We start from the raw sequence: 22,416 nt of genomic DNA, 5'->3' as shown, positions 1-22,416 counted from the left end.
AGGGCTAAACCAAGGTAGTCGAGTGGTCAATTAGTCAAATATAGACTTCCCAGAGAAGGCGTTAAAGCGCTTTTCTAGAAAAAGCAAAAAGCTCAACCCATTATGGGTTGAGCTTTTATATTGCACTCAAATTCAACTCTAGAACGGAGCTTAAATCGGCACGTTTACGTGGCGCTCGGCGTGGTAGCTACTACGCACTAAGGGCCCTGATTCTACGTATTTCAATCCACGAGCCAGCCCTTCCTCGCGATAGTGAGCGAATAGGTCGGGGTGAATAAATTCAGCTACTTCCAAGTGACGTTTGGTAGGTTGTAGATACTGTCCTAGAGTCAGAATATCGAGACCATTGGCAACTAAGTCGTCCATGGCTTGATACATTTCGTCCTTCTTCTCGCCCAGGCCCAGCATGATACCCGATTTGGTGCGCTTACCGACTGCTTTGGTGCGTCGGATTTGCTCCAGGGAGCGTTCGTATTTGGCCTGAGGGCGCACCAGCCGATACAGGCTGCCCACAGTTTCGATGTTATGCGACACAACTTCTTGGCCACCCGCAATCATAGTATCCAGCGCCTCCCAGTTCGCTTTCACGTCCGGAATTAGCGTTTCAATGGTAGTAGAAGGCGACAGTTCTTTCACCCGCACCACTGTTTCCAGCCAGATGCTGGCGCCACGGTCTTTTAGCTCGTCGCGGTTAACGGAGGTGATTACGGCATGCTTTACGCCCATCAGCTGAATAGCTTCGGCTACGCGGCGGGGCTCGTCGGTGTCATATTCATTGGGGCGGCCAGTGGCCACTGCGCAGAAGGAACAGGAGCGCGTACAAATGTTGCCCAGAATCATGAAGGTGGCCGTACCCGCGCCCCAGCATTCACCCATATTCGGGCAGTTGCCGCTCTCGCAGATGGTGTGCAGCTTATGCTCATCCACGAGCCGACGAACTTTTGCGTATTCGGGGCCGACGGGCAGTTTTACACGCAGCCAGTCGGGCTTGCGCGGCCGGGCCGGGGCCGCCGGCTCGGGCTGAATAATAGGTAAGGTCAGCAACAGTTCGTCCATACTACAAAGGTAAGGGTCAGACAGGAGTTAACAGCACGTAGCACCTAACCCTGACACGGCCGCATTGGCAATAGTCTTCACAACAAAGTTGAGGCAAAAAAAGCTACCCCGCAGCGGCCACCAACTTGGTTTCCGTTGCGGGGTAGCTGTGTTGGGGGCAAATTTTTTAATTGCGTGTTCCTAAGTACAACGTTAAGTACACGGAGGGGAAAAACGTTTCATTCAGCTTGGTATCCGAGATGCCAGTAGCCCGCAGGATAGTGGGACGGCCCGGAAAATACTCAAACAAGAAGCCCGTCTCAATGCCGGCTACAGCGTCGCGGTAGCGGCCGTACTCAAAGCTCAGGGCCCCGCGCAAGTGAGCACCAGCATAAGGCTTCACGTTATTGGCCCCACTAAACAACGGCGCCCGATCAACGAGCAGAGTTGCTTGTGCGTGCCTGTTAGGATCAAATTGCTCGGCCCGAATATCTTCTATCCCAATCGGCCGGCCGGTGCCGTCGCGTTGGGTGTAGTCGTAATAAATTTGATAGGGCATCATCAGCGCTATTGAGGGGCCGCCCCCTAGCAATGCATTCACCTGCACCCCAGACTCAGGCGCTTTGCGGAAAATAACGCGTTGAGCACCAAACGATGGACGCAGAGCGAACATATAGTTCGACTTATTCAGCACATAAGTGCCGCCCGTAAACTGATTGCCAACACGCTGCTCCTTGGGGTGCTTCACCTCCACGCCTTCTATACTCCAAAAGCGTGACCATTTATCGCTCAGCACGCGAGTGGAGCGCACATTAACTCCGCCGATTAGGCCTCCGCGGGTGTTAAAGTTGATGCCGTACGTGAACTCCTTACGGTAAGAAGGTCCATCGTTGGGGGTAGCGTCCTGGGCCTGCGCCACTGAGCCAGTGCCGAGCAGTAGTAGGGCGATGCCGAGAAAAAGCAGAGGTCGTATGGGTAGCTGCACGGCTATACAACAGAGAAATTCAAACAAAAATGGCCCCCAGATAGCGGCCCCACCGAAAGTACGTAAATTTGCGCGCAAAGTATTGCCATCTTTCTGACTATCTGACTATGAGCACCGCCACCGCCCGTTATACCGGCCATTTGCGCACTGAAGCAACGCATACAGCCTCCAGCAACGTAATTTTTACCGACGCTCCCATTGATAACCATGGCCGGGGCGAGGGGTTTTCGCCAACGGACTTGGTAAGCACAGCCTTGGGTAGTTGCATGATGACCATTATGGGTATCGTAGCCCAGCGGAGCGGTTTGGACTTAGCCACGGCTACCTTCGCCGTGACCAAGCACATGACCAGTGACCCACGCCGCATTTCCCAAATCGATGTGGACTTTCGGTTGCCCTCTGCCCTATCGGCTAAGGACCGCGCCGTGCTCGAAAACGCGGCTCGTACCTGCCCCGTAGCGCTTAGCTTGAGCCCAGACATCAAGCAACAGGTTCAGTTCACGTACGAAGATTAAGTAGATGAACTATAAACGCCTACCGGCGTCGGCAGATCAGTGGTTTTTGCTTTAATTAACCATTGGTCGCCGACGCCGGTAGGCGTTTGTTTATTTAGCTGCTCACTACGCTTTTCACCTCGCTGAGGCGAATACCCATGTGTGAGGCACTGTAGCGACACTCACCATCCTGAATCAGCAGCAATTGGGGCGACTCGTGGCGGACGCTAAACTTATCAGCTATTTCGCTGGAAATGGGACGAAAGCGCAGCAGATCTAGGTAATATATTTTGGCATCCGCGAGGCCAGCATCGGCCCACTGCCGCTCTAGCTTGCTCTTGGCCGCCGCACTGATGGAGCAGGTCGTGCTGTGCTTAAAAATCAGAACCGGCTGCTCATGCGACTCGCGCGCAATATCAGTTAGTTGGTCTGCTTGGGTAAGGGGTTGCCAGGGAATCATAGTTTGGGGGTAAGGATTAGTTCTTTCTCCTCTTTCCCAGACGTAGATTGACACGTGATGGTTCGCTTACCTTCGGTGTACCCGTATGATCGAACTGTAAGCGGCGACGTCCATCGTGCGGCAGCTCCCGGCCTTGGCTACGTCTCAGGTCATCCCGATTCACGGCTAGGTGTGAGTCCTTGTATTCGGCTTCGTACTTCTTAGTTTCGCGCAACGCCCGCCGGTTTTCAGCGCGCAGGCGCCCGGGGCTTTTAACTACCGTTTGGGCCGATGCAGTATGTGCCATACAACTCAATATTAAGCTACAGCAGAACAGTAAGACGTAGCGCATAGGAGTAAGAAATAAGGATAAGGGTAAAAATCGCTCAATTTGCTCCCCAGCTACCTCGTCGGCTGAGTTAGGGATATTGTAGTACTCAATTGTACGCAAACTGGTGCAGCTTCGACAATTGGGGCCTTGCTTACTCAAAAGGCAACGGCCGCCCAAAGAGCAGTCGCTGGCCGGTTTTGCGCTTAAGGCGCCGACGCTCGTATTTTTTCTTTTTGAGCAGACCGTTTTTGTCGTAGCTATTGCGCTGGCCTTTGAGTGCTGTTACCGGAGCCACGCCGCCATTGTCGCCCGTATTGGTGGTGGCTTTGGGCTGAGGCGGCGCCTGCGGACTAGGCAAACGATAAGGCCGACAAGCAGTAGCAAAAGTCAGAGCGACCAGCACAAACAGCCAGCGGCAGCTAGGGGTGAACATGGCTAAATAAGTAAGAATACTCGCTATCATCCCGAAAGGCACCGGCCTCGCCAGGATTTCTATCTACCCTCCTCAATTATTAATCCAACGCAACAAACTCAGATAGCTTGTGCGGAAGTGTGGCCGCCAACCGAAGTGTAGCGGCCACTTTTTCTACTTACTTAGGCTAATAAGCTAACAACTTTTCTATTCGCTCGCGCAGGCGTTGCTGAGGCAAAAAGGCTTGCTCCAGAGGCGGCGAAAACGGAACAGCCGTATCTAGGGAAGCAACGCGCTGCACTGGCCCATCCAGGTGCTCAAAGCAGTGCTCTGCAATCCAGGCCGCAATTTCGCCCCCCAGACCGCCCGTGAGAGTGTCTTCATGGAGTAGTAGTACGCGGCCGGTTTTCTCCACCGTTTGACGCACCGCCTCTTCATCCCAAGGCAGCAGCGTACGTAGGTCGAGAATATCGGCGTCGAGGTCCATTTCTTCAGCCAGACGTGTGGCCCAATGCACTCCCAAACCATAAGTAATGATGCTGATAGTGTCGCCTTCGCGCACCAGTTTGGCTTTACCGATGGGCACGGTATAATATTCATCCGGAACGGGGCCGCTCACGGAGCGGTAGAGCAGCTTATGCTCGAAGTACATGATGGGGTTAGGGTCTTCAATGGCCGCGTTCAACAGGCCCTTGGCGTCGTAAGGGTTGCTGGGGAAAACCACTTTCAGGCCGGGCGTGTGCACAAACCAGGCTTCGTTGCTTTGGGAATGAAACGGCCCCGCCGCCGAGCCGGCCCCGGTAGGCATACGCACCACTACATCGGCGTTTTGGCCCCAGCGGTAGTGGCTTTTGGCTAGGTTATTTACAATCTGGTTGAAGCCGCAGGTCACAAAATCGGCGAACTGCATTTCTACCATGGCCTTCTTTTTCTTAATAGAAAGCCCCAGTCCGGCTCCCAAAATGGCCGACTCGCAGAGCGGGGTGTTGCGCACACGGTCTTTGCCAAACTGAGCTACAAACCCGTCCGTGATTTTAAACACACCACCGTAGTCGGCAATGTCTTGGCCCATAAGCACTAGCTCCGGAAAGCGCTCCATACTCTGGCGCAGCGCGTCGCTGATTGCATCCACGTAGCGTTTCTCGGTCTGGGCGGCATTTTCGGCAGCCTCATGCACTGGAGCCTCGAAGGGGCGGTACATGTCGGCAATTTCCTCGGCTACGTTGGCCGTTGGCATTGGCACGGCATCGGCCACGTGCAAGCCTTCCTCAATCTCCCGCTTGATGGTTTCACGGAAGCGCATCTTGGCTTCTTCATCTAGAATGCCTTCGCGTAGCAGCCACTGTTCGTAGTTGATTACCGGGTCTTTCTTGGCCCATTCCTCAAACAGTTCCTGCGGTATATACTTGGTGCCCGATGCTTCCTCGTGCCCACGCATCCGAAACGTAAGGGCCTCCACCAGCACCGGACGAGGGTTTTCACGCAGATCTTCGGCCAGGCGGCGCACGGTGTCGTACACCGCCAGCACATTATTGCCGTCTACTTGCACGGCTTCCATACCATAAGCGGGGCCTTTATCCACGAATGAGCCAAACCGAAACTGCTCCCGGCTGGGCGTACTCAAGCCATAGCCGTTGTTTTCGATCATAAAAATGACCGGCAATTGCCATACCGCCGCCACATTCAGCGCCTCGTGGAAGTCGCCTTCCGAAGCTCCACCGTCGCCGCTGTATACCAGTGTTACTTTTGGGTTTTTATCAAGCAAGTCGGCCAAAGCAATACCATCGGCCACCGCCAACTGGGGTCCCAAGTGGCTGATCATCCCGACGATATGGTGCTCGTTGGTACCGAAGTGAAAACTGCGGTCGCGGCCCTTGGTGAAGCCGGTCGTTTTGCCTTGCCACTGCGCGAAAAGCTGAGCAAGCGGCACATTGCGCCCCGTAAACACGCCTAGGTTGCGGTGCAGGGGCAAAATGTACTCATCAGCCTCCAGAGCCAGCGTACTGCCTACCGAAATGGCCTCTTGCCCAATACCCGAAAACCACTTGCTCACTTTCCCCTGCCGCAGCAGAATGAGCATTTTTTCCTCAATCAAACGAGGCTTCAACAAGCCTTGGTATAAGCGCAGCAGTACATCTTGAGTGTACTCTTTCCGGTCAAAGTGCATTGGGCAGGACGAAAATAAGGGGGCGGTTAGTCGTTCCAAAGGTAGAAAGTTGAGCCTTACCATGCCCGTAAACTACTCTGCCGCTCTACCTCATGCCTGCTTATGACAAATTTGTTTTGATTGCACAGATCAACTACAGCGCGTAGCTTCGATTTTTCTTTGCCGCGCAACGCCCGCGTTTAGTTTCAATTTGTATTGGTTGAGCCTGCATTATCGGCCGTACTGATACGATGAATTTTTCGCCAGCTGATGAGCTAGATCGGCGCAAGCGTACAGTATGTATCAGAATATTACTTCGATGAAGAAGCCTTTTTGGGTTGGGCTGCTGGTTTTGTTTGTGCTGGTGGATTTGGGCTGTAGTTTCTTTCAAGTTTACCAGTACCCACTAGAAGGCGATCTGGCCGTTATCGTAATGCCCGCCCCTGAGTGTCGTCAAGTGCTGGAGGACCCATTTGGGTGGGCAGCGTTGGTCAGGGATGAAGTATATATAGCGCCCAATCGCTTCTTTGCCCACGCAGCCATGGTGGGGTATTTCAAGTCGGTTCCTTTCTGGTTTCAGCGGATTACTGAGCCTATCAATAGTGTTTATGCAGCGTGCGCACTGTTTGCTATGTGCTTACAAGCGTTGTTGCTCTATGTATTGGGGGTTTACATTACCGGCACCTATCGGCTCAATAATTACAAACTTTGGCTAGCAGCGGCATTACTGACGCCGCTATTTCAGGGGGCTGGCTATAATGATCAAATGGGCATCATTGATCATTCGATCACCTATACCTTCTTTTATGCCTTCCCTATGACGCTGCTGCTACTGCTGCTGCTGCCCTTTTATAGGGCTGCGTACCGCGGCCAGCCATTGCAGCTTTCATGGCCTCGTCAGCTGGCTTTAATTCTGCTGATGATCGTTTTGGCTTTCAATGGGGCCATTATTACGGGAGCAGTTGCAGTCTTGTTTTTTGGTATTGGGCTCCATTGGCTCATTAAGCAATGGAAAACGCTTGGGTCAGATCGTCTACACCTAGGAGCCTGGTTAACCCGCGTACAGCAAGTGCCTCGGCAGCCGTTGTTCCTGCTAGGAGTGTTCACGACTCTTTGCCTGTACTCCCTATATATTGGTCTCAATGAGGCAGAGAGCCTAACATTTACTCTGCCGCTCTGGGAAAGGTATCTGCGCATACCATCCGGAATTTTTTGGCAGCTACGCAAACTGGGCCTACCAGTACTACTGGCGGCCATCTTACTCAATGCCCAGCTTATTCGCCGGGTTCTACCCCCCAGCGCTGAGAGTGAGCGCTTGTTGCGCATTCTGCAATGGCTAGGCTTATTTGCTTTAATTTATATTTTACTCCTGCCTCTTGGGGGCTATCGTACTTACCGGCCCCTCATTGTCCGGCGCGACTCTATTATGCCCGTGATTTTAGGCCTGATATACTTTTATGGGCTATCTACGTATTATCTGCTTCACCATTTGCCCTCGCAGTGGCGGCGCTGGTATATAGGCGGAGTAGTGGCAGTTTCTGCTATCTATATGAATGCCGACAAGTTGTGGATCAAGGAAAACAACAACTGCGAGCGTCGAGCACTGCAAGAGTTGGCTCAGTCGCCAGAGAGTATCGTAGAGCTAGATAACAGCTGTACAGTGGTGGCCTGGGGTCGGATGGAGCATCCGGGTCATAGTGAAGTACAAGCCCAATTACTGCAGTACTGGGGCATAACTAAAAGCAAAAAATACTACTACCAAAAAGAAGGGTGGTAATCAGTGGTGCCCTCCCTTTGGCGAGTATCCAAGTGACTAGCCCGAACCCAATGCCCTTACTGGTAGTTTGTGAAATAGTAACTTTCTTCCGACCCTTCTTTTCCTATGATACACTTTCAGGAGTTTACCCTCGCCAACGGCCTGCGCTGCATTGTTCACGAAGACCACTCCACCCCGATGGCCGTGCTCAACGTGTTGTACAACGTAGGCTCGCGCGACGAAGACCCGAGCCACACTGGCTTTGCACACCTATTTGAGCACTTAATGTTTTCCGGCTCGGTGAATATTCCGAGCTACGACGAGCCTCTGCAGCGCGTGGGAGGCGAAAATAACGCCTTCACTTCGCCTGATATCACCAACTATTATCTGACCCTACCGGCTGCCAACATCGAAACCGGCTTCTGGCTGGAGTCGGACCGCATGCTTGGCTTGGCTTTCTCGGATAATGGCCTGGAAGTGCAGCGCAAAGTGGTGGTAGAGGAATTCAAGCAAAACTACCTCAACCAGCCCTACGGCGACGTGTGGTTGCGCCTGCGCCCACTTGCCTACCAGCACCATCCTTATAACTGGTCAACGATTGGCAAGGAAATCAGCCACATCGAAAACGCGGTAATGGATGACGTACGCAGCTTTTTTGCCAAGCATTATGCCCCCCAGAACGCTATTCTGGTAGTCGCGGGTGCCGTGACATTGGATGAGGCCAAACGATTGGCCGAAAAGTGGTTTGGTCCCATTGCTGGCGGCCCACGCTATGAGCGCAACCTGCCTCTAGAGCCGCGTCAGACGGAAGCCCGCTTCCTTGAAATCACGGCTGATGTGCCCGCAAGTGCATTCTATAAAGTGTACCACATGCCTGGTCGCGCCGATGAGGCGTACACCGCCGCTGACTTACTCTCCGATGTGTTGGGCCGGGGCAAATCTTCGCGCCTCTACCAGCGCTTGGTAAAAGATCAGCAGCTTTTTAATGGTATTTCGGCTTCATGCACGGGTTCGCTCGAGCCGGGCTTGCTCGTAATCAGTGGCAAGCTAAACACCGGGGTTAGCTTGGAAGAGGCCGATGCAGCGGTGGAAGCGGTAGTGGCCGAGTTGCGCGAAGTAGCCGTGCCACACGACGAGCTGGAGAAAGTAAAGAATCAAGCGGAGGCCAGCATCGTCTTCAGCGAAATTGAGCTGCTCAACCGTGCCATGAACCTAGCTTACAGCAAACTCATGGGCGACGCTAACCTAGTAAACGAGGAAAGCGCACGTATTCAGGCTGTAACGCCCGAAGCAGTGCTGGAAGCCGCCCGCGAAATTTTGCGCCCTGAAAACAGTAGCACTCTGTACTACCGGGCTCAGCCTAAAGCAGTTGCAGAATTAGTCGATGCTGAGTAAAGCACTAGCAGCCCAATTCACCACAGACACAAAAAAACCGGACTATTTCGTCCGGTTTTTTTGTGTCTGTGGTTACTGTTTGCTTACCAGTCGCTGCCTGACTTAGGCGCGGGGGTAGCAGGTGCTGGGGCCGGGGTCGCCGTTGGGGTGCCCATGGTATTGGTAGCCGGAGCCGGTGCCGGAGCTGGTGTTTCAGCCCCTGGCACTGAGCGGCGCACGCGCTTGAATGGCTTCAGCGGACGGCCTTGATAGTCAGTTGTTACGCGGTGCGTGGGGGCGGCGGTAAAGCCGGGCGCCACCTGCTGACCGCCACTGCGCGTCACCGGATCAGATTCGGCCTCGTCTACGTAAGCGGCAGCCGCAATCCAGGAGGAAGGTGGTGTGTCGGTTTTAGAAGCCGGCTGAGCGGATTGAGGCGCGGCCTGTGCGGGCGTCGCGGCTGGAGCTGGCTGCTGCTGGGCAAGCGCTTTAGTTCCGCCTAGGCAAGCGCTTAGTAAGAGGGCTGAAAAAGCAAGTCGGAGCATAACTGAAAGATTAGTGTTACGGGTTGTAACGCCCCTAATACGAATCTTGAGATAAAAGTGCCTGAATAGTAATCGATTATTCGAAAAACTATTCAGGCATTTCAACTTTTTCTCTGAAAATCAACCTTTTACTACTTCTTCTTAGGAGTGGTAGCGGGCGCTTTTTTGGCGGGGACAGGCTCCGATGATATAGTGGAGGAAGTGGAAGTAGCCTTAACCACAGTCTTCTTTTTCAAGGGCCGGCCCATATAGTCGGTGGTAGGCGGACTGGGCATATTCAGGCGCACGCCAGGAGCCAGCTTGAGGTTTTCCTCGTTGCGCCGGCCTGAGCGGTCGTAGCGGGAATAAGCGCCGGCGCGGGGCTTAGCTCGCACATTACTAGTGCGGTGGTAGCCGTTGGCAGTAGTCTTTTTAGTAGTGGTGGTCGTCTTCTTGGTTGCGGTGGTCTGGGCCTGGGCCGATTCAGCCACGAAGAAGATGAAAACTGCGGCGACAAGTAAACTGATTCTCATAGGGTAAGGGTGGAAAGTGAGATAATAAAAAAGTGAGTAGGTAGCAGCGTTGTAGCCTCCTACCTACTCACCTTAAGCTGTATCGACTACTTCGGAAACTGATTTTTATCGTAGGGGCAAAATACGCGACGCTATACCAGACAGCTACTAAAATCGGGCCGACAGCCAGGCAGGCGTCTGGATTGTATTATGCGAGTATTTTGCGACGATAGACAGTTGAGCTCCGAAATAGCAGCTACCCTGCTGAATCAGTATTTTGAGGCCATCACTCCTGGTTACCAGGAAGTCGGGGTATCGTCGTCGGCAGTGGCGGGTGTTGGCTGCGCGGCCAGCGAAGAGGAGGCCGAGCGACGCACTTTACGCTTGAGCGGGCGGCCCCAATAGTCGGTGCTTACGCCACGGTAGGGCGAGCTGCTCATACCTGGAGCTACCATCACTCCGGAGGAGCGCATCATAGGGTCGGTTTCGGCGTTGGCTTCCGCCTCTATAGCAGCCGCAACTGAAGTAGATGCTTTCTTGGCAGCCTTGGCTTTTTTGCCCAAAGGGCGTCCCCAATAATCAGTAGTGGGCTTTTGGTGGGTGCTGAGGCTAATGCCGGGGGCACTCATCCAACCGGTGCGATAGCCAGTGGCTTCTTCAGTTGCGGCGGCCGGAGCGGCCGTCGTGGGGGCGCTTCCCCACACATCGTCGTCAGCCGAGGCAGGAGCCGCCGAAGCTGGGGCCGCTGGCTCAAACCACTCATTAGTTGGTGCCTTTGAACCACTAGTGGTTTGTGCCTGAGCAGTGGTAGCAGTAGTAAACGCGGCGACCAGCGCCAAAGCAGATAACAAGAGAGATTTCATAGGAAGGGCAAGTAGATGGTACGTATCGGACCAGACCCCTGGTCGCTATCGGAAGTCCAAACGGGTGGCGCCCCACGTTTAGTGTTTTACCGGTTATGTCTAGCTTTTTGCAGCAATCGTACCAATTTCTGGAAAGCCCGAATTTGATACAGGCAACAGAGCCTGTCGGATTTTAAGCCGGACGCTTACCTTTGCTAGTACTATGCAGGAGACTATCACCCAGCTGCGGGCGGCTATCGAAGCCCACGACCTTTCTACGCCCGAACAACTAGAGCAATTTCGCCTGGCCTTCACCGGCCGCAAAGGCCAGCTAGCGGATCTGTTTGATCAGCTTAAGACCGTGCCGCAGGATGAGCGTCGCGCCGTTGGGCAGGAGCTTAACCAGCTCAAGCAGCTGGCCTTGGATCGGTTTACTCAGCGCCAGCAAGAACTGGAGTCGGCCCGCGAAAATGCCCCCCAGAACCCCGATTTCGACTATACGTTGCCTGCTGTACCCCTGGCTCTGGGTACCCGCCACCCGCTAAGTTTGGCGAGGGAGGAAATGGTGCGCATTTTCGGCCGCATTGGCTTTAACGTGGCGGAAGGCCCCGAAATTGAGGACGACTGGCACAACTTTACGGCCCTGAACTTTCCCGAGAACCACCCGGCCCGCGACATGCAGGATACGTTCTTCGTGCGGCGCAACCCCAACGAACCCAGGGAGGATTTTCTGTTGCGCACCCACACCAGCACCGTGCAGGTGCGGGTAATGGAGTCGCAGAAGCCGCCCATTCGCAGCATTATGCCCGGCCGCGTGTACCGCAACGAAGCTATTTCGGCCCGCGCCCACATGATGTTTCATCAGGTGGAGGGCATTTTTATTGACGAAGGCGTGAGCTTCGCCGACCTGAAACAGACGGTGTACTACTTTGTGCAGGAGATGTTTGGGGCAGATATTAACATCCGTTTTCGTCCTTCTTTCTTCCCTTTCACTGAGCCCAGCGCCGAAATTGATATTACCTGCCTGATCTGCAAAGGCACGGGCTGCAACATCTGCAAAGGCTCTGGGTGGGTCGAGATTGGCGGTTGCGGTATGGTCGATCCAGCCGTGCTCCAGCACTCCGGCATCGACCCCGAAGTATACTCGGGCTATGCTTGGGGCATGGGCATTGAGCGCATTACCATGTTGAAATATCAAATCAAGGATTTGCGTTTGTTCACCGAGAACGACTTGCGGTTTCTGCGCCAGTTTGAGGGAGTAATTTCCTGATTCACCAACTCAGCCTGAAGCTGACCAATACGCTTTCTGCCCCTAAGTCTCGTGTGATTTGCTATGCCTACCTCCGCCAACAACCCCTCACGCCCCGAACAGCCCGCTAATGGTGCAGTGGCTTATCCCCCGATCAAGACAATAGCGGTGGTGGGCGCGGGCACGATGGGCTTAGGCATAGCGCAGCTCTGCGTGCAGCATGGCTTCCCAACTATTCTATTTGATTTGAATGGCGCTATTCTGGCTAAAGCCGAAGCTGCTATTGCAGCGGGCCTAGGCAAGCTGGTAGATAAGGGCAAAATGCCCCCCAAGGCCCGCGAAGAGGCCCTGGCGCGTCTGCGGCCCACTACCGAGCTAGCCACCGTGCAAGCTGATTTCATTATTGAAGCCGTAGTGGAAAAGCTAGCCGTGAAGCACGAGCTTTTTCAGCAGCTCGCTGCGCAAAATGCCCGCCAGACCATTTTAGCCTCCAATACGTCCTCCCTACCCATCACGCGCCTCGCCGCAGCGGTGCCTTATCCGGAGCGGGTAGTAGGAATGCACTTCTTCAACCCCGCCCCGCTGATGGCGCTGGTAGAGGTAATTAGCGGGGTGGCTACTGCACCTGAGGTGGCTGATGCGGTGCAAGCCTTAGCTGAGCAACTAGGTAAGCAGCCCGTGCGCGCCGCCGATGCACCCGGCTTCATCGTGAACCGCGTGGCCCGACACTTCTATGTCGAGAGCCTCAAGGTAGTAGAGGAGCAAGTCGCGCCTTTTGAGGTGGTAGATGAGCTACTGGAGGCTAGTGGCTTCCGCATGGGTCCCTTTCGCCTTATGGATTTAATTGGCGTTGACACCAACTTTTCCGTGACGAGCGCCATGTTTGAGGCTTTTCATTTCGACTCGAAGTTTCGCCCCAGCCGCATACAGCAACAGAAAGTAGATGCCGGCCACCATGGTCGCAAAACAGGTAAAGGGTTCTATGACTACTCCAGTTAAAAAAGTCCCCCAGCGCCTTCTTCAGGTGGTAGCGCTCATGCTTATGCTCAGCTTGGGGGCTTGCGGCAACTCCAACAACGCGGAGCCGCTGATTCCTATCGTTAGCTTCAACGAAAGCATCAGCGTGCTCGATCAGCGCTATCCGCAGCTACGCACTGATAATGGCGCGGTAGAAATCCCTGGTGGGGTGCGGGGACTTATAATTGTGCGTCAAAATGCCAATACGTACTTAGCTTTTGAGCGTAATTGCCCCTACCGCCCGTACGAGGCGTCCTGCTCTACCGTAAGCATCGATGCCTCTCGTTTATTCTTGGTGGATGCCTGTTGCGGGTCGCAATTCACCTTGCAAGGCCAAGTGCGGGGCGGCCCGTCGGCTAGATCGTTGCGACAATATGCTACGGCGCTATCTAGCAACGTACTGACTATCACCAACTAATAAATTACGAAGAAAGAAAAGGCAAAAAGCATTTGCGAATTTTGAAGCTTTACCCTAACATTGCACCCGCAACGACTGATAAAGTCGCCATAACCGCTTCCTTAGCTCAGCCGGTTAGAGCATCTGACTGTTAATCAGAGGGTCCCTGGTTCGAGCCCAGGAGGGAGCGCTTGTACTGAGAAAGCCGCTGTAATCATCTGATTGCAGCGGCTTTTTTCATGTGCTTACTCGAGCTTGCCCTAGCTTTAAGAATCCTACTTAAGCAGGCGCAACGTTTGCGGATCGGGCTCGCCCTGATAGAATTTATCCAGCACTTGTTGGAAGACTGTTTGCGTCGGCTCCGCAGCCGCAAACAGTGTCATAGAGGAGCGTAACTTCATATCATCGGGGCTACCCATAATGCGGTTTGCGTCGCGGTTGGGGAGGGCCAGCAAGACCTCGCAAAGCTGTAGCAGCCGACTTCCTAGCTGTGGATGTTGCACAAACGCTTTTGCTTCATCTATATCCTGAAGAGCATAAAACTTAGAAGTAGCACTAAAGCCAAGGCCCTGAATCTGGGGAAATATATACCACATCCAATGGCTCTGCTTATTGCCCCGCTGTAGCTCGGCCAAGGCCTGAGAGAAGCTAGATTCCTGGGCGTCGAGAAAGCGTTGTAAGTGATGCTCTTTCATCTGGTAAATAGTTGGTTGGAATACGCAGGAGTACGTGTTCGGAGCCACCAAGACTATTACTCCTCGCTTTATTCAGAGTTCGTTGATCATGACTGAACCGCAAGAGCCTGAAAAGGTAGCTGATGCTACGTTCTCAACCTTTTGTGACTTCGGGCAGTATTATAAATCATTCCGGCCTCGTGTCGGCTTCCCTCTCTCCTGCCTGACTTCCTATGAAAAACATTCGTCCCTTTCTCTTCGCCTTTCTCGCAGTACTCACTTTCTCGCTTAGTAGCTGCGACGTAATTGGCGACATATTCAAAGCCGGCGCCTGGACTGCCCTGATTGGCGTATTCCTGGTGGTCGTACTGATTGCTTTCCTGGTGCGTAAAATGAGACGCTAAAGAGTTATTAAAATGCACAAAAAAGGCCCCCCAGCACGCTCGCTGGGGGGCCTTTTTTGTTAGTACTGTAAGTGCTTTCAAGCTTTCTGCTTATTGTCTTTCTGATCGGGCATAGTACCGATGATATGATCCCAAATAGTAGTGCTCACACCAAAGGCAATTTCATCCTGTCGATAATGGTGTTGGGCGTGATGGTGCCACCATACCTTTAAAAAGTTTTTTGGGGGAGCGTAGGCGTGAATGGCATAATGCACAAACAGATAAAGCGCATAGCCGAAGATGAAGCCCGACAAGATGCCAAACGCAGCGTTGCCAAACACGAACCGAAACAGGAAGAAAAGAAGCGAGGCTACAAAAACCGATACAATGGGCGGCATAGCCAAGCGAGACTTATCCTTCGGAAACTCGTGGTGCACGCCGTGCATAGTGTACTGAAACTTGGCCCGCTTAGGCGTGGTAGCCGGCAAGTGATACAGGTAGCGGTGCATGGCGTACTCGGCGAAGGTAAACATGAACCAGCCGATCAGAAACAACCCAAAGGCCGAAAAACCTGCAATAAAACCGTGGGTCAAGCCATAATAAAAGCTTCCCAAGGCCGTAATCATGAAAATGGATACGGGAAGAGCAATGTGGGTGTGGGTGAGCCGTTCCAGCACCGGGTTTTCGAAAAGCCGAGCTGAGCCTTTGTGCTTAGGCTTAATGGCATCCGGGGTCTTAACCGGCGTAACTTTAGTATCAGGTAGAGAGGCGGGAGCGGTATTCATATACAAATAAGCTTCTTATTCAGAGCAAAAGTACAAACCACAACGCAAATAAAGCGCGGCAGGCTGTCGATTAGCCGGTGGAGTGGTAGCGGGTCAGCAGATGCAGCACGGCTTCCACAGTACAGGTTCCTTCACAACGCAATGGCGCTTGGGCGTAAAACTGCTCGCGGAAGGCTAAGGTTTCAGTCAAGTGGGTTAATAAGATTTTTTCATCGGGAATAGCAGCTAAGAGTGGACGGCTACTGCTCGCTTGCAGCAAACGCCGGACTAGCTCAGTTATTGGCACAGATAGATAAAGTGCTGTACCAGTTGCCTGCAACAAATCCATATTCTGATGAAAACAGGGAGTGCCACCGCCCGTAGCCAACACAAAGCGAGGCAGCGCGGCTACCAACTTCCGCAGCACCGAGGCTTCCGTAGCTCGAAAGTAGGCCTCCCCATCAGTTGCGAAGATTTCCGGAATGCTGCGGCCTTCTTGCTCTACAATTTCCTGGTCCAAATCACGGAAAGGCATTTCCAGACGCGTAGCTAGGCCCCGCCCCAGCGTGGTTTTGCCGGCACCGGGCATTCCAATCAGGTAGAGACTTTCATTTAACATCTATCAATAAACATTTAGCAATTGGGTATATAAAGGCTTACAGCATCATTATCCTCGTGCGTAATAAGGGTCAGCATTAGTATGCTTGAAACGCTGTGCCTCGATACGCAACCCTTACAACCGCGTGTTAATTGATAACCGTTAATTGTTAACAGTTCAATGCTTAATTGATTTTGACCCGTGGATCAAGCACCGCATAGAGCACATCAACGGCAATGTTGATGACTACAAAAAGAAAGGCAATGAAAATAGTAGCGCCCATCACAACGGGAAAATCCAGGTTTTCCACCGCGCGCAACGTCACCGTTCCGAGCCCTTTCCAATTGAAAATATACTCAATAAAGAAAGCCCCCGCCATCAGGGAAGCCAGCCAGCCCGAAACTGCGGTAATGACCGGATTGAGTGCATTCTTAAGCGCGTGGCCCACAATAGTTTGATAGCCGGAGAGGCCCTTGGCCCGCGCCGTGCGGATATAGTCTTGGCTCAGCACATCGAGCATAGACGACCGGGTGAGCTGCGTAATAACGGCCAAGGGACGAATACCAAGCGCAAAAGCCGGCAGCAGCAGGTTGCGTAGCACTAAGTGGCGGCCGGTAAATGGGTCGGTTTCGTAGAGTTGCCCGGTCAGGTTGAGGCCCGTCCAATGGCTCCAGTAAAACCCAAACGTCATGGCAATCAGAATACCTGCCACAAACGAGGGCACCGAAATACCTAATACGGAAGTAGTAATCAGGGCGCGGTCGAGCCAGGAATGAGGACGCACGGCGGCCAATACACCGAACAAAATGCCCAGGACGGCCGCAATGAGCATAGCGGCGAGCGCCAACCAGAGTGTGCCCGTGAAATGGTCGAGCAAGATGCTGAGCACGTCTTTGTTGCTTTGAAAAGACCGGCGCAGATAAGGAGTTTTAAGCACCAAGCCATTTTTGCCCCCCAGCGGCAGCAGGGTCACGCCGCCGTACTTAGCCACGCCGGCCGAGTCGCGCGGGTGCAAGCCCAGCGGCGACACGTCATTGAGGTAAGCCACAAGCTGCGTAGGCAACGGCTGATCAAGTCCCAGATCGGCAGCGATGGCGGCGCGGGTGGCTACATCGGAGCGCTGTCCAGCCAGTAAGGCCACGGGGTCGCCGGGCAATACTGTGAACAGGAAAAACACGGTAAGCGCCACGCCAGCCAGTATCAGTACACCTTGTCCTAAACGGCGCAGTACAAACGAAAACATAAGTCTGGGGGGCAAATTAATGATGCTTAGTTCCCGGGCCCGGCAATCAGCCCATGCTCAGCATCTCAGCGGAAAAACATTCGGTTAACAGGCCGACAAGGTAATCACCTGCTTTACAAAAGCTGATCTACCTCTTCTTGATCGGGAATGTCGTGGTAATGAAACTTGCCTTTCACAACCCCATTTTGCAGAACCATAATGCCCGGATCTGAGCGTATCATGGATTTCAGCACGGTAGCATCGGCGTAGAACACAGGCGCCGACAAGTTCACATCGTGGCGCAAGTCGTCAATATCAGCGGGACTGCTGCTGGTAATCACCAAAGCCTCCAGCTTGTTAGATGACTTGGCTGCGCCGGCTATCAGCGCGTTAATTAAGTTATAGCGGTCACGGTCCGACTTAGCGGTGTTCTGAATAATGAGCAGCAGCTTATTGCCCCGCAGCACCTCCTGGGTATGATCCTTACCATCGGCGTCGAAGATGGCAAAATCGGTGATGACAGGCTTGGATGTCACTGGGTTAAGTACTTCCATGCTCTTGTATTTCCAAGTGGTATCGGTCGGGTACTGATCAAACTCCTGGGTCTGGCCATTGCGCTCCAGCACGTACTTGTAGCGCGCCTGCTCCTGGGGCTTCATCAGCGCCCCAATGTCGTTGCCTACTTTATACGGCAGGAAATCGAAGTACGGCAAGTGGCCCAGCGCCCTCACCCCGATCCCAATAGATACCGCAAAGGCTACCGTGATGTACATGACGCCTAAGGTGCCTTTGGCAAAAACGCGCCGCAAGTAGCGAGTATTAAAGAACACAACCGCCCATAAACCCAACAGAACCAAGTCTTTGGAGAACGATTGCCAGGGCGTGAGTTTGATAAAATCGCCAAAGCAGCCGCAGTCGGTTACTTTGTTGAAGGCGGCCGAGTAAAATGTCAAAAAGCCAAAGAATACAAGCAGGGCCAGTAGAGTCCAGAGGGTTTTGCGCAGGTGCCAGCGTAGCAACAACGACACACCCAGCACCACCTCCAAGGAGCTGAGCAAAATGGCCATCGTGCGGGCAAAGCCTTTAAAGACCAAAAAGAAAGAACCAAAATCCTGAGCAAATACCTCGAAGTATTCCTCCAGCTTCAGCCCCATTCCCACGGGGTCGTTGAGCTTAATTAATCCCGAAAAAATAAACACGGAGCCGAGCAGCACCCAGCAGATATGCGTGAAAAGTTTCATGAAGCGTAGACTATAGAACTAGGGTAGTATGCCGAAAGGTAAAACCCCATACGCAAACAAAAAGATCGGGGAAGTGGCGGCTAGAGCGAGGTAGGTAAAGCAGTTAGGCCGAAGCGCTGCCATTTTCTCCGCTCATCTTAATTAAAGCAAATACGGCATAGTTTAGCATATCACGGTAGTTGGCTTCCACGCCTTCCGACACGCGCGTTTTGCCCCCCAGATCCTCAATTTGCTTGGTGCGGTGCAGCTTCATTAGGATAATATCAGTAATGCTGGGCACGCGCATTTGGCGCCAGGCCTCGCCGTAGTCGTGGTTTTTGGCAAACAACAGGTCGCGGTTAGCTTGTATTTCGCGGTCGTAGGCGGCAGCTACTTCCGTGGGGGGCAAATCTTGGGGCGCGTCGGCGGGCAGGTGCAATTGCATTAAGGCAATTACGCAGTAATTAATAATAGCTACGAACTCCTCATTTATGCCATCGGCCACCAGCTGCGTGCCTTTTTCTTGAATGGAGCGAATGCGCTGCGCTTTAATATAAAGCTGATCAGTAACGGAGGGCAGGCGCAGGATGCGCCAGGCCGTGCCATAGTCGTGGGTTTTGGCCAGAAACAGCGCCCGGCACTGCTCTATTACCTGATCGTACTCCTGCTGGGTTTGGGTTTGCAAGATTTTCACTATAGATTTAAGGAACTTCGGATCGTGGTGACTTGGGTACCTGGCAGGTAGGCTGGCGTGGAGAACTAGAGCCCTTTGTGGCGCGAGCTTGTTGCGCTTTGCTTCTTTGGCAAGAAGCCGGAAACCCGTGCAGCTTTTCGCTTAAAACCGAGTCCCTAAGCGCTCAAACCCCAGATTTCTATGCTCCAGACCGCCGCGAAAGATACGTGTTTTTCCCCGAGGCAAATGCTGCGTTGCCCCAGCGGACGCGTGTTGGATTTGCGCCGGCCTCAAGTCATGGGCATTCTAAATCTGACCCCCGATTCGTTTTATGCCAGCAGCCGCATAGCTGCCCCCGACGAGTTGCTGGGCCGCGCTGAGGCCATGCTTCGGGCCGGGGCCGCTATCCTCGATCTGGGGGGCTATTCGTCGCGGCCCGGCGCCGAGGATATATCTGTTAAGGAAGAAAAGGCTCGGGTGCTACCTGCCATTGAAGCGGTGCGGGGGGCATTTCCAGAGGCGTTTCTGTCGGTTGATACCTTTCGGGCCGACGTGGCGGCGGAGGCCATAGCCGCGGGCGCCGACATCATCAACGATGTAAGCGGCGGCACCCTCGACGCGAAAATGTTTGCTACGGCTGGCCGGCTCGGTGTGCCCTACGTGCTCATGCATATGCGCGGCACTCCCCAAAACATGACCCAGCTAACCCACTACGACGGTGACTTGGTAACGGAACTCGTGCGCTATTTCCGTGATAAGCTTACTCAGCTGCGCGCTGCCGGCGTCACCGATGTTATTCTGGACCCTGGCTTTGGGTTTGCCAAAACGCCTGACCAAAGCCACGAGCTACTGCGGCGCTTATCCGAGTTGGCTACTTTAGGATTACCTATACTGGCGGGCTTATCACGCAAATCAATGGTATATAAGCCCTTAGGGCTTACTCCTGCTACTGCTCTCACCGGCACTATTGCCGCTAATACCGTGGCTTTACTCAACGGTGCCCGATTATTGCGCGTACATGATGTAGCGGAAGCCGTGCACACAGTACGCCTCGTCCAACAAACCTTTATTCCCTCCTCCCCGTGATTGGCTCATTCTCCGTCGGCTTCCTGCGCATTGGCTGGATAGACGTGATTGACGTCTTACTGGTCACGGTGCTCTTTTATCAGCTCTATAAGCTGCTGACGGGAAGCGTGGCGTTGAAGGTTTTTCTGGGCTTCATGTCGGTTTATCTGCTGTATCTAGTGGTAAAAGCCGCTGGTATGGAACTGCTGACCAGCATCTTAGGCCAGTTTATGAGCGTGGGTGTGCTGGCGGGTATTATTCTGTTTCAGCAGGAAATACGGCGCTTTCTGCTCACCATCGGCAAGGCAACCACCTTCGACCGCATGCGCGTATTTCCGTGGCGCCGCGATCAAGCCACCGAGCGCATGAGCATCACGCCTTTTATAGAAGCGGCCAAAAGCCTGGCGGGCAAAAACACGGGCGCCCTCATCGCCTTTACGATGTCATCGGAGCTGAAATTTTACGCCGACTCCGGCGACCTGATTGACGCGGCCGTGAGTAAGCGCCTACTGATGAGCATTTTCAACAAAACCAGCCCCCTGCACGACGGCGCCGTTATTATTGCCCACAACCGCATCAAGGCCGCGCGTTGCATTTTGCCCGTGAGTGAAAACCCCGATGTGCCTGCCTCCTTAGGCTTGCGCCACCGCGCTGCCATTGGGCTTACTGAAGTTACGGACAGCGTGGTGCTGGTGGTAAGTGAGGAAACTGGCCAGATTTCGCTGGTGCGCGGTGGCGAAGTTTTTCGCAACCTGTCTTCTTCTGATCTGCGGGCTAAACTAAACGAGATGTTGTTTGATGTAGCCGCGAAAAAGTCGGCGTCGTCAACCGCCTCCACCGCCACGGAAGTAGCGGCTTAGTAAGATGTTCAACTGAGTCTGGTTGGCTTGTAATACAACTGCGGATCACCGCCACGATTCTTACTTAGCCGTAGCGGCTTCCTCTGCTTGCTCTTTTTCCCGCTCTTCTTCGCTGATTTCAGCGGCTATTTTGCGGCCGTGTCGGCGATCTAGCCAGTTCATGACGGGGGTGGCCAGTACACCGTGCATAACGATAGACACCAGTATCGTAAAGCCCAATATTGCCCAAAGCAAGCGAGCCTGCGGGAATTCGGCTTTCTCCAGGGCAAAGGCCAGGTAAAAAATGGATCCGATGCCGCGAATACCAAAAAAGGAAATCACGCTCCGTTCAGCTACATTCACCTTTTTCGAACCTATAAGCGTCAAAAGCCCTCCCAAAGGGCGCAAAACAAACACCAGCAGCAACCCTACCAGCGCCCCTGACCACGTAAGCGGAGCCAGCAAGCCAGTCATAATAGCTCCTCCGAAGAGGATAAGAATAATCACGATCAGCAGGCGCTCCATCTGATCAGTGAAGGCGTGCATCTCCTTATGAAACTCATGCTTCCGCTCCCGACCGCGCAAGGTGATAGCCGCCACGAACACGGCCAGGAAGCCGTAGCCGTGCAACAGCTCCGTCACGCCGTAGCTGGTAAGCGTTACGGCCAGAGCCACAAAGCCATAGGCACTGGGCCTTATGCTTAGCTTCTTCGGCAAATTAAAGATCAGATAAGCCAACAATAGCCCCGACAGCCACCCAAAAAGTGCGCCGGCCCCTACGCGGTAAAGCAAGTCCAGCCAGGTCCAATGAATCAGGCGGTCCATGAGCGGCAGGGCGGCTGGCAACAGGGCTATAGACAGATACACGAAGGGAAAAGCCAGGCCATCATTGAGGCCAGCCTCACCCGTTAGGGAAAAGCGCACGTTGTCCTCGCGGCCCTCACCGGGGTCGCCTACCTGCACATCGCCGGCCAGTACGGGGTCGGTGGGAGCCAGCGCGGCGGCGAGGAGCATAGCCGAGGGCAGGGCCAGCCCAGCCAGGGTCATACCGGCCAGCGCCACGCCAGCGATAGTCAGAACCATCAGTATCAGCACCAGTTTGATGGGCACGCGCCAGGTAGCAAACGAGAATGACCGATCTATTTTGAGACCAGTGCCGGTCAAAGCCACGATTACGCACAGCTCCGACAAGTGAGTTACCAGCTTTTTGTGCTCCATCGGGTCGGCGGAGGGCAAATCGAGAGGCAGCGCATATACACCCATACCCAGCGCGATGTACAGAATCGGATACGAGAGCGGATACTTCTCCAGCAAGGAAGGTAGCCATGCCACACCCAGAATGGCAATGCCAACCAGAACGAGGCTGATGTTATAGAATGACATAGAGATAGATAAGAAAGTGGGGAGGCGGCCTACGTAAATCGCTACGCCAAGAATTGCCCCCTTACTTCAGCACAAAAGCTAC

Annotated in this window: 25 protein-coding genes and 1 tRNA gene; 10 read left to right on the top strand and 16 right to left on the bottom strand. The window is 53.7% G+C overall.

The window, feature by feature from the left end:
* Nucleotides 1-150: 150 nt before the first annotated feature.
* Nucleotides 151-1,044: a lipoyl synthase gene (gene lipA, locus ACW9KT_RS02450; RefSeq protein WP_457078565.1), complete on the bottom strand. Its 894-nt coding sequence runs from the start codon at nucleotides 1,042-1,044 to the stop codon at nucleotides 151-153.
* Between the two features lie 178 nt (nucleotides 1,045-1,222).
* Nucleotides 1,223-2,020 carry a hypothetical protein gene (locus ACW9KT_RS02445; protein ID WP_457077798.1) on the bottom strand — a complete coding sequence of 266 codons (798 nt, stop codon included), beginning with the start codon at nucleotides 2,018-2,020 and terminating at the stop codon, nucleotides 1,223-1,225.
* A 107-nt stretch (nucleotides 2,021-2,127) separates the two neighbouring features.
* Here ACW9KT_RS02445 and ACW9KT_RS02440 point away from each other — a divergent pair, with 107 nt between their 5' ends.
* The gene (locus ACW9KT_RS02440) at nucleotides 2,128-2,535 is read left to right on the top strand and encodes an OsmC family protein (RefSeq protein ID WP_457077797.1); all 408 of its coding nucleotides are present in this window, start codon (nucleotides 2,128-2,130) and stop codon (nucleotides 2,533-2,535) included.
* 94 nt (nucleotides 2,536-2,629) lie between these two features.
* On the opposite strand, the gene ytxJ is transcribed toward ACW9KT_RS02440, so the two are convergent.
* From ytxJ to ACW9KT_RS02420, 4 genes are all read right to left on the bottom strand, one after another.
* Nucleotides 2,630-2,974 (bottom strand): bacillithiol system redox-active protein YtxJ, encoded by a 345-nt coding sequence (gene ytxJ / locus ACW9KT_RS02435; protein WP_457077796.1) that lies wholly within the window; start codon nucleotides 2,972-2,974, stop codon nucleotides 2,630-2,632.
* Between the two features lie 16 nt (nucleotides 2,975-2,990).
* The gene (locus ACW9KT_RS02430; protein ID WP_457077795.1) at nucleotides 2,991-3,260 is read right to left on the bottom strand and encodes a hypothetical protein; all 270 of its coding nucleotides are present in this window, start codon (nucleotides 3,258-3,260) and stop codon (nucleotides 2,991-2,993) included.
* A 175-nt stretch (nucleotides 3,261-3,435) separates the two neighbouring features.
* Entirely contained in the window at nucleotides 3,436-3,717 is a 282-nt protein-coding gene (locus tag ACW9KT_RS02425; RefSeq protein WP_457077794.1) for a hypothetical protein, read from the bottom strand.
* Nucleotides 3,718-3,883: 166 nt separating this feature from the next.
* Nucleotides 3,884-5,863, bottom strand: a complete 1,980-nt coding sequence (locus ACW9KT_RS02420) for an alpha-ketoacid dehydrogenase subunit alpha/beta (protein WP_457077793.1) — start codon at nucleotides 5,861-5,863, stop codon at nucleotides 3,884-3,886.
* 298 nt (nucleotides 5,864-6,161) lie between these two features.
* On the opposite strand from ACW9KT_RS02420, the gene ACW9KT_RS02415 reads away from it, so the two are divergent.
* Entirely contained in the window at nucleotides 6,162-7,619 is a 1,458-nt protein-coding gene (locus tag ACW9KT_RS02415) for a hypothetical protein (protein WP_457077792.1), read from the top strand.
* A gap of 105 nt (nucleotides 7,620-7,724) precedes the next feature.
* The gene (locus tag ACW9KT_RS02410; RefSeq protein ID WP_457077791.1) at nucleotides 7,725-8,993 is read left to right on the top strand and encodes a M16 family metallopeptidase; all 1,269 of its coding nucleotides are present in this window, start codon (nucleotides 7,725-7,727) and stop codon (nucleotides 8,991-8,993) included.
* A gap of 83 nt (nucleotides 8,994-9,076) precedes the next feature.
* Here the strand turns inward: ACW9KT_RS02410 and ACW9KT_RS02405 are convergent, their stop codons facing one another.
* From ACW9KT_RS02405 to ACW9KT_RS02395, 3 genes are all read right to left on the bottom strand, one after another.
* Nucleotides 9,077-9,517, bottom strand: a complete 441-nt coding sequence (locus tag ACW9KT_RS02405; protein ID WP_457077790.1) for a hypothetical protein — start codon at nucleotides 9,515-9,517, stop codon at nucleotides 9,077-9,079.
* A gap of 131 nt (nucleotides 9,518-9,648) precedes the next feature.
* Entirely contained in the window at nucleotides 9,649-10,029 is a 381-nt protein-coding gene (locus tag ACW9KT_RS02400; protein ID WP_457077789.1) for a hypothetical protein, read from the bottom strand.
* A 275-nt stretch (nucleotides 10,030-10,304) separates the two neighbouring features.
* On the bottom strand, nucleotides 10,305-10,871 hold the full coding sequence (locus tag ACW9KT_RS02395; RefSeq protein WP_457077788.1) for a hypothetical protein: 567 nt from the start codon (nucleotides 10,869-10,871) through the stop codon (nucleotides 10,305-10,307).
* Nucleotides 10,872-11,073: 202 nt separating this feature from the next.
* Here ACW9KT_RS02395 and pheS point away from each other — a divergent pair, with 202 nt between their 5' ends.
* The 4 genes from pheS (at nucleotide 11,074) to ACW9KT_RS02375 (ending at nucleotide 13,703) form a co-directional block, all read left to right on the top strand.
* The gene (pheS, locus tag ACW9KT_RS02390; protein ID WP_457077787.1) at nucleotides 11,074-12,120 is read left to right on the top strand and encodes a phenylalanine--tRNA ligase subunit alpha; all 1,047 of its coding nucleotides are present in this window, start codon (nucleotides 11,074-11,076) and stop codon (nucleotides 12,118-12,120) included.
* 63 nt (nucleotides 12,121-12,183) lie between these two features.
* Nucleotides 12,184-13,098, top strand: a complete 915-nt coding sequence (locus ACW9KT_RS02385) for a 3-hydroxyacyl-CoA dehydrogenase NAD-binding domain-containing protein (RefSeq protein WP_457077786.1) — start codon at nucleotides 12,184-12,186, stop codon at nucleotides 13,096-13,098.
* On the top strand, nucleotides 13,082-13,534 hold the full coding sequence (locus tag ACW9KT_RS02380; RefSeq protein ID WP_457077785.1) for a hypothetical protein: 453 nt from the start codon (nucleotides 13,082-13,084) through the stop codon (nucleotides 13,532-13,534). The genes ACW9KT_RS02385 and ACW9KT_RS02380 overlap by 17 nt, the downstream gene beginning before the upstream one ends.
* Before the next feature lie 95 nt (nucleotides 13,535-13,629).
* A tRNA-Asn gene (locus ACW9KT_RS02375) sits at nucleotides 13,630-13,703 on the top strand.
* 85 nt (nucleotides 13,704-13,788) lie between these two features.
* On the opposite strand, the gene ACW9KT_RS02370 is transcribed toward ACW9KT_RS02375, so the two are convergent.
* Nucleotides 13,789-14,208, bottom strand: a complete 420-nt coding sequence (locus tag ACW9KT_RS02370; protein WP_457077784.1) for a DUF1810 domain-containing protein — start codon at nucleotides 14,206-14,208, stop codon at nucleotides 13,789-13,791.
* 212 nt (nucleotides 14,209-14,420) lie between these two features.
* Here ACW9KT_RS02370 and ACW9KT_RS02365 point away from each other — a divergent pair, with 212 nt between their 5' ends.
* Nucleotides 14,421-14,591, top strand: a complete 171-nt coding sequence (locus tag ACW9KT_RS02365; RefSeq protein WP_457077783.1) for a hypothetical protein — start codon at nucleotides 14,421-14,423, stop codon at nucleotides 14,589-14,591.
* A 77-nt stretch (nucleotides 14,592-14,668) separates the two neighbouring features.
* On the opposite strand, the gene ACW9KT_RS02360 is transcribed toward ACW9KT_RS02365, so the two are convergent.
* From ACW9KT_RS02360 to ACW9KT_RS02340, 5 genes are all read right to left on the bottom strand, one after another.
* Nucleotides 14,669-15,355, bottom strand: coding sequence for a sterol desaturase family protein (locus tag ACW9KT_RS02360; protein WP_457077782.1), 687 nt, complete (start codon nucleotides 15,353-15,355; stop codon nucleotides 14,669-14,671).
* A gap of 70 nt (nucleotides 15,356-15,425) precedes the next feature.
* On the bottom strand, nucleotides 15,426-15,953 hold the full coding sequence (locus ACW9KT_RS02355; RefSeq protein ID WP_457077781.1) for a shikimate kinase: 528 nt from the start codon (nucleotides 15,951-15,953) through the stop codon (nucleotides 15,426-15,428).
* A gap of 163 nt (nucleotides 15,954-16,116) precedes the next feature.
* Entirely contained in the window at nucleotides 16,117-17,175 is a 1,059-nt protein-coding gene (locus ACW9KT_RS02350; protein ID WP_457077780.1) for an ABC transporter permease, read from the bottom strand.
* 113 nt (nucleotides 17,176-17,288) lie between these two features.
* Nucleotides 17,289-18,395 (bottom strand): BT_3928 family protein, encoded by a 1,107-nt coding sequence (locus ACW9KT_RS02345; RefSeq protein ID WP_457077779.1) that lies wholly within the window; start codon nucleotides 18,393-18,395, stop codon nucleotides 17,289-17,291.
* 103 nt (nucleotides 18,396-18,498) lie between these two features.
* The gene (locus tag ACW9KT_RS02340; RefSeq protein ID WP_457078564.1) at nucleotides 18,499-19,059 is read right to left on the bottom strand and encodes a DUF1599 domain-containing protein; all 561 of its coding nucleotides are present in this window, start codon (nucleotides 19,057-19,059) and stop codon (nucleotides 18,499-18,501) included.
* Between the two features lie 189 nt (nucleotides 19,060-19,248).
* On the opposite strand from ACW9KT_RS02340, the gene folP reads away from it, so the two are divergent.
* Together folP and cdaA are read left to right on the top strand one after the other, a co-directional pair.
* Entirely contained in the window at nucleotides 19,249-20,133 is an 885-nt protein-coding gene (folP, locus tag ACW9KT_RS02335; RefSeq protein WP_457077778.1) for a dihydropteroate synthase, read from the top strand.
* Nucleotides 20,130-20,972 carry a diadenylate cyclase CdaA gene (cdaA, locus tag ACW9KT_RS02330; protein WP_457077777.1) on the top strand — a complete coding sequence of 281 codons (843 nt, stop codon included), beginning with the start codon at nucleotides 20,130-20,132 and terminating at the stop codon, nucleotides 20,970-20,972. Before folP ends, cdaA begins: the two co-directional genes overlap by 4 nt.
* A 60-nt stretch (nucleotides 20,973-21,032) precedes the next feature.
* Here the strand turns inward: cdaA and ACW9KT_RS02325 are convergent, their stop codons facing one another.
* The gene (locus tag ACW9KT_RS02325; protein WP_457077776.1) at nucleotides 21,033-22,334 is read right to left on the bottom strand and encodes a cation:proton antiporter; all 1,302 of its coding nucleotides are present in this window, start codon (nucleotides 22,332-22,334) and stop codon (nucleotides 21,033-21,035) included.
* Nucleotides 22,335-22,416: the final 82 nt, after the last annotated feature.

The sequence above is a fragment of the Hymenobacter sp. HD11105 genome, from assembly GCF_054051685.1.
Note: the sequence above shows the minus strand (reverse complement) of the source record. Positions and strands in the feature narration are given on the sequence as shown.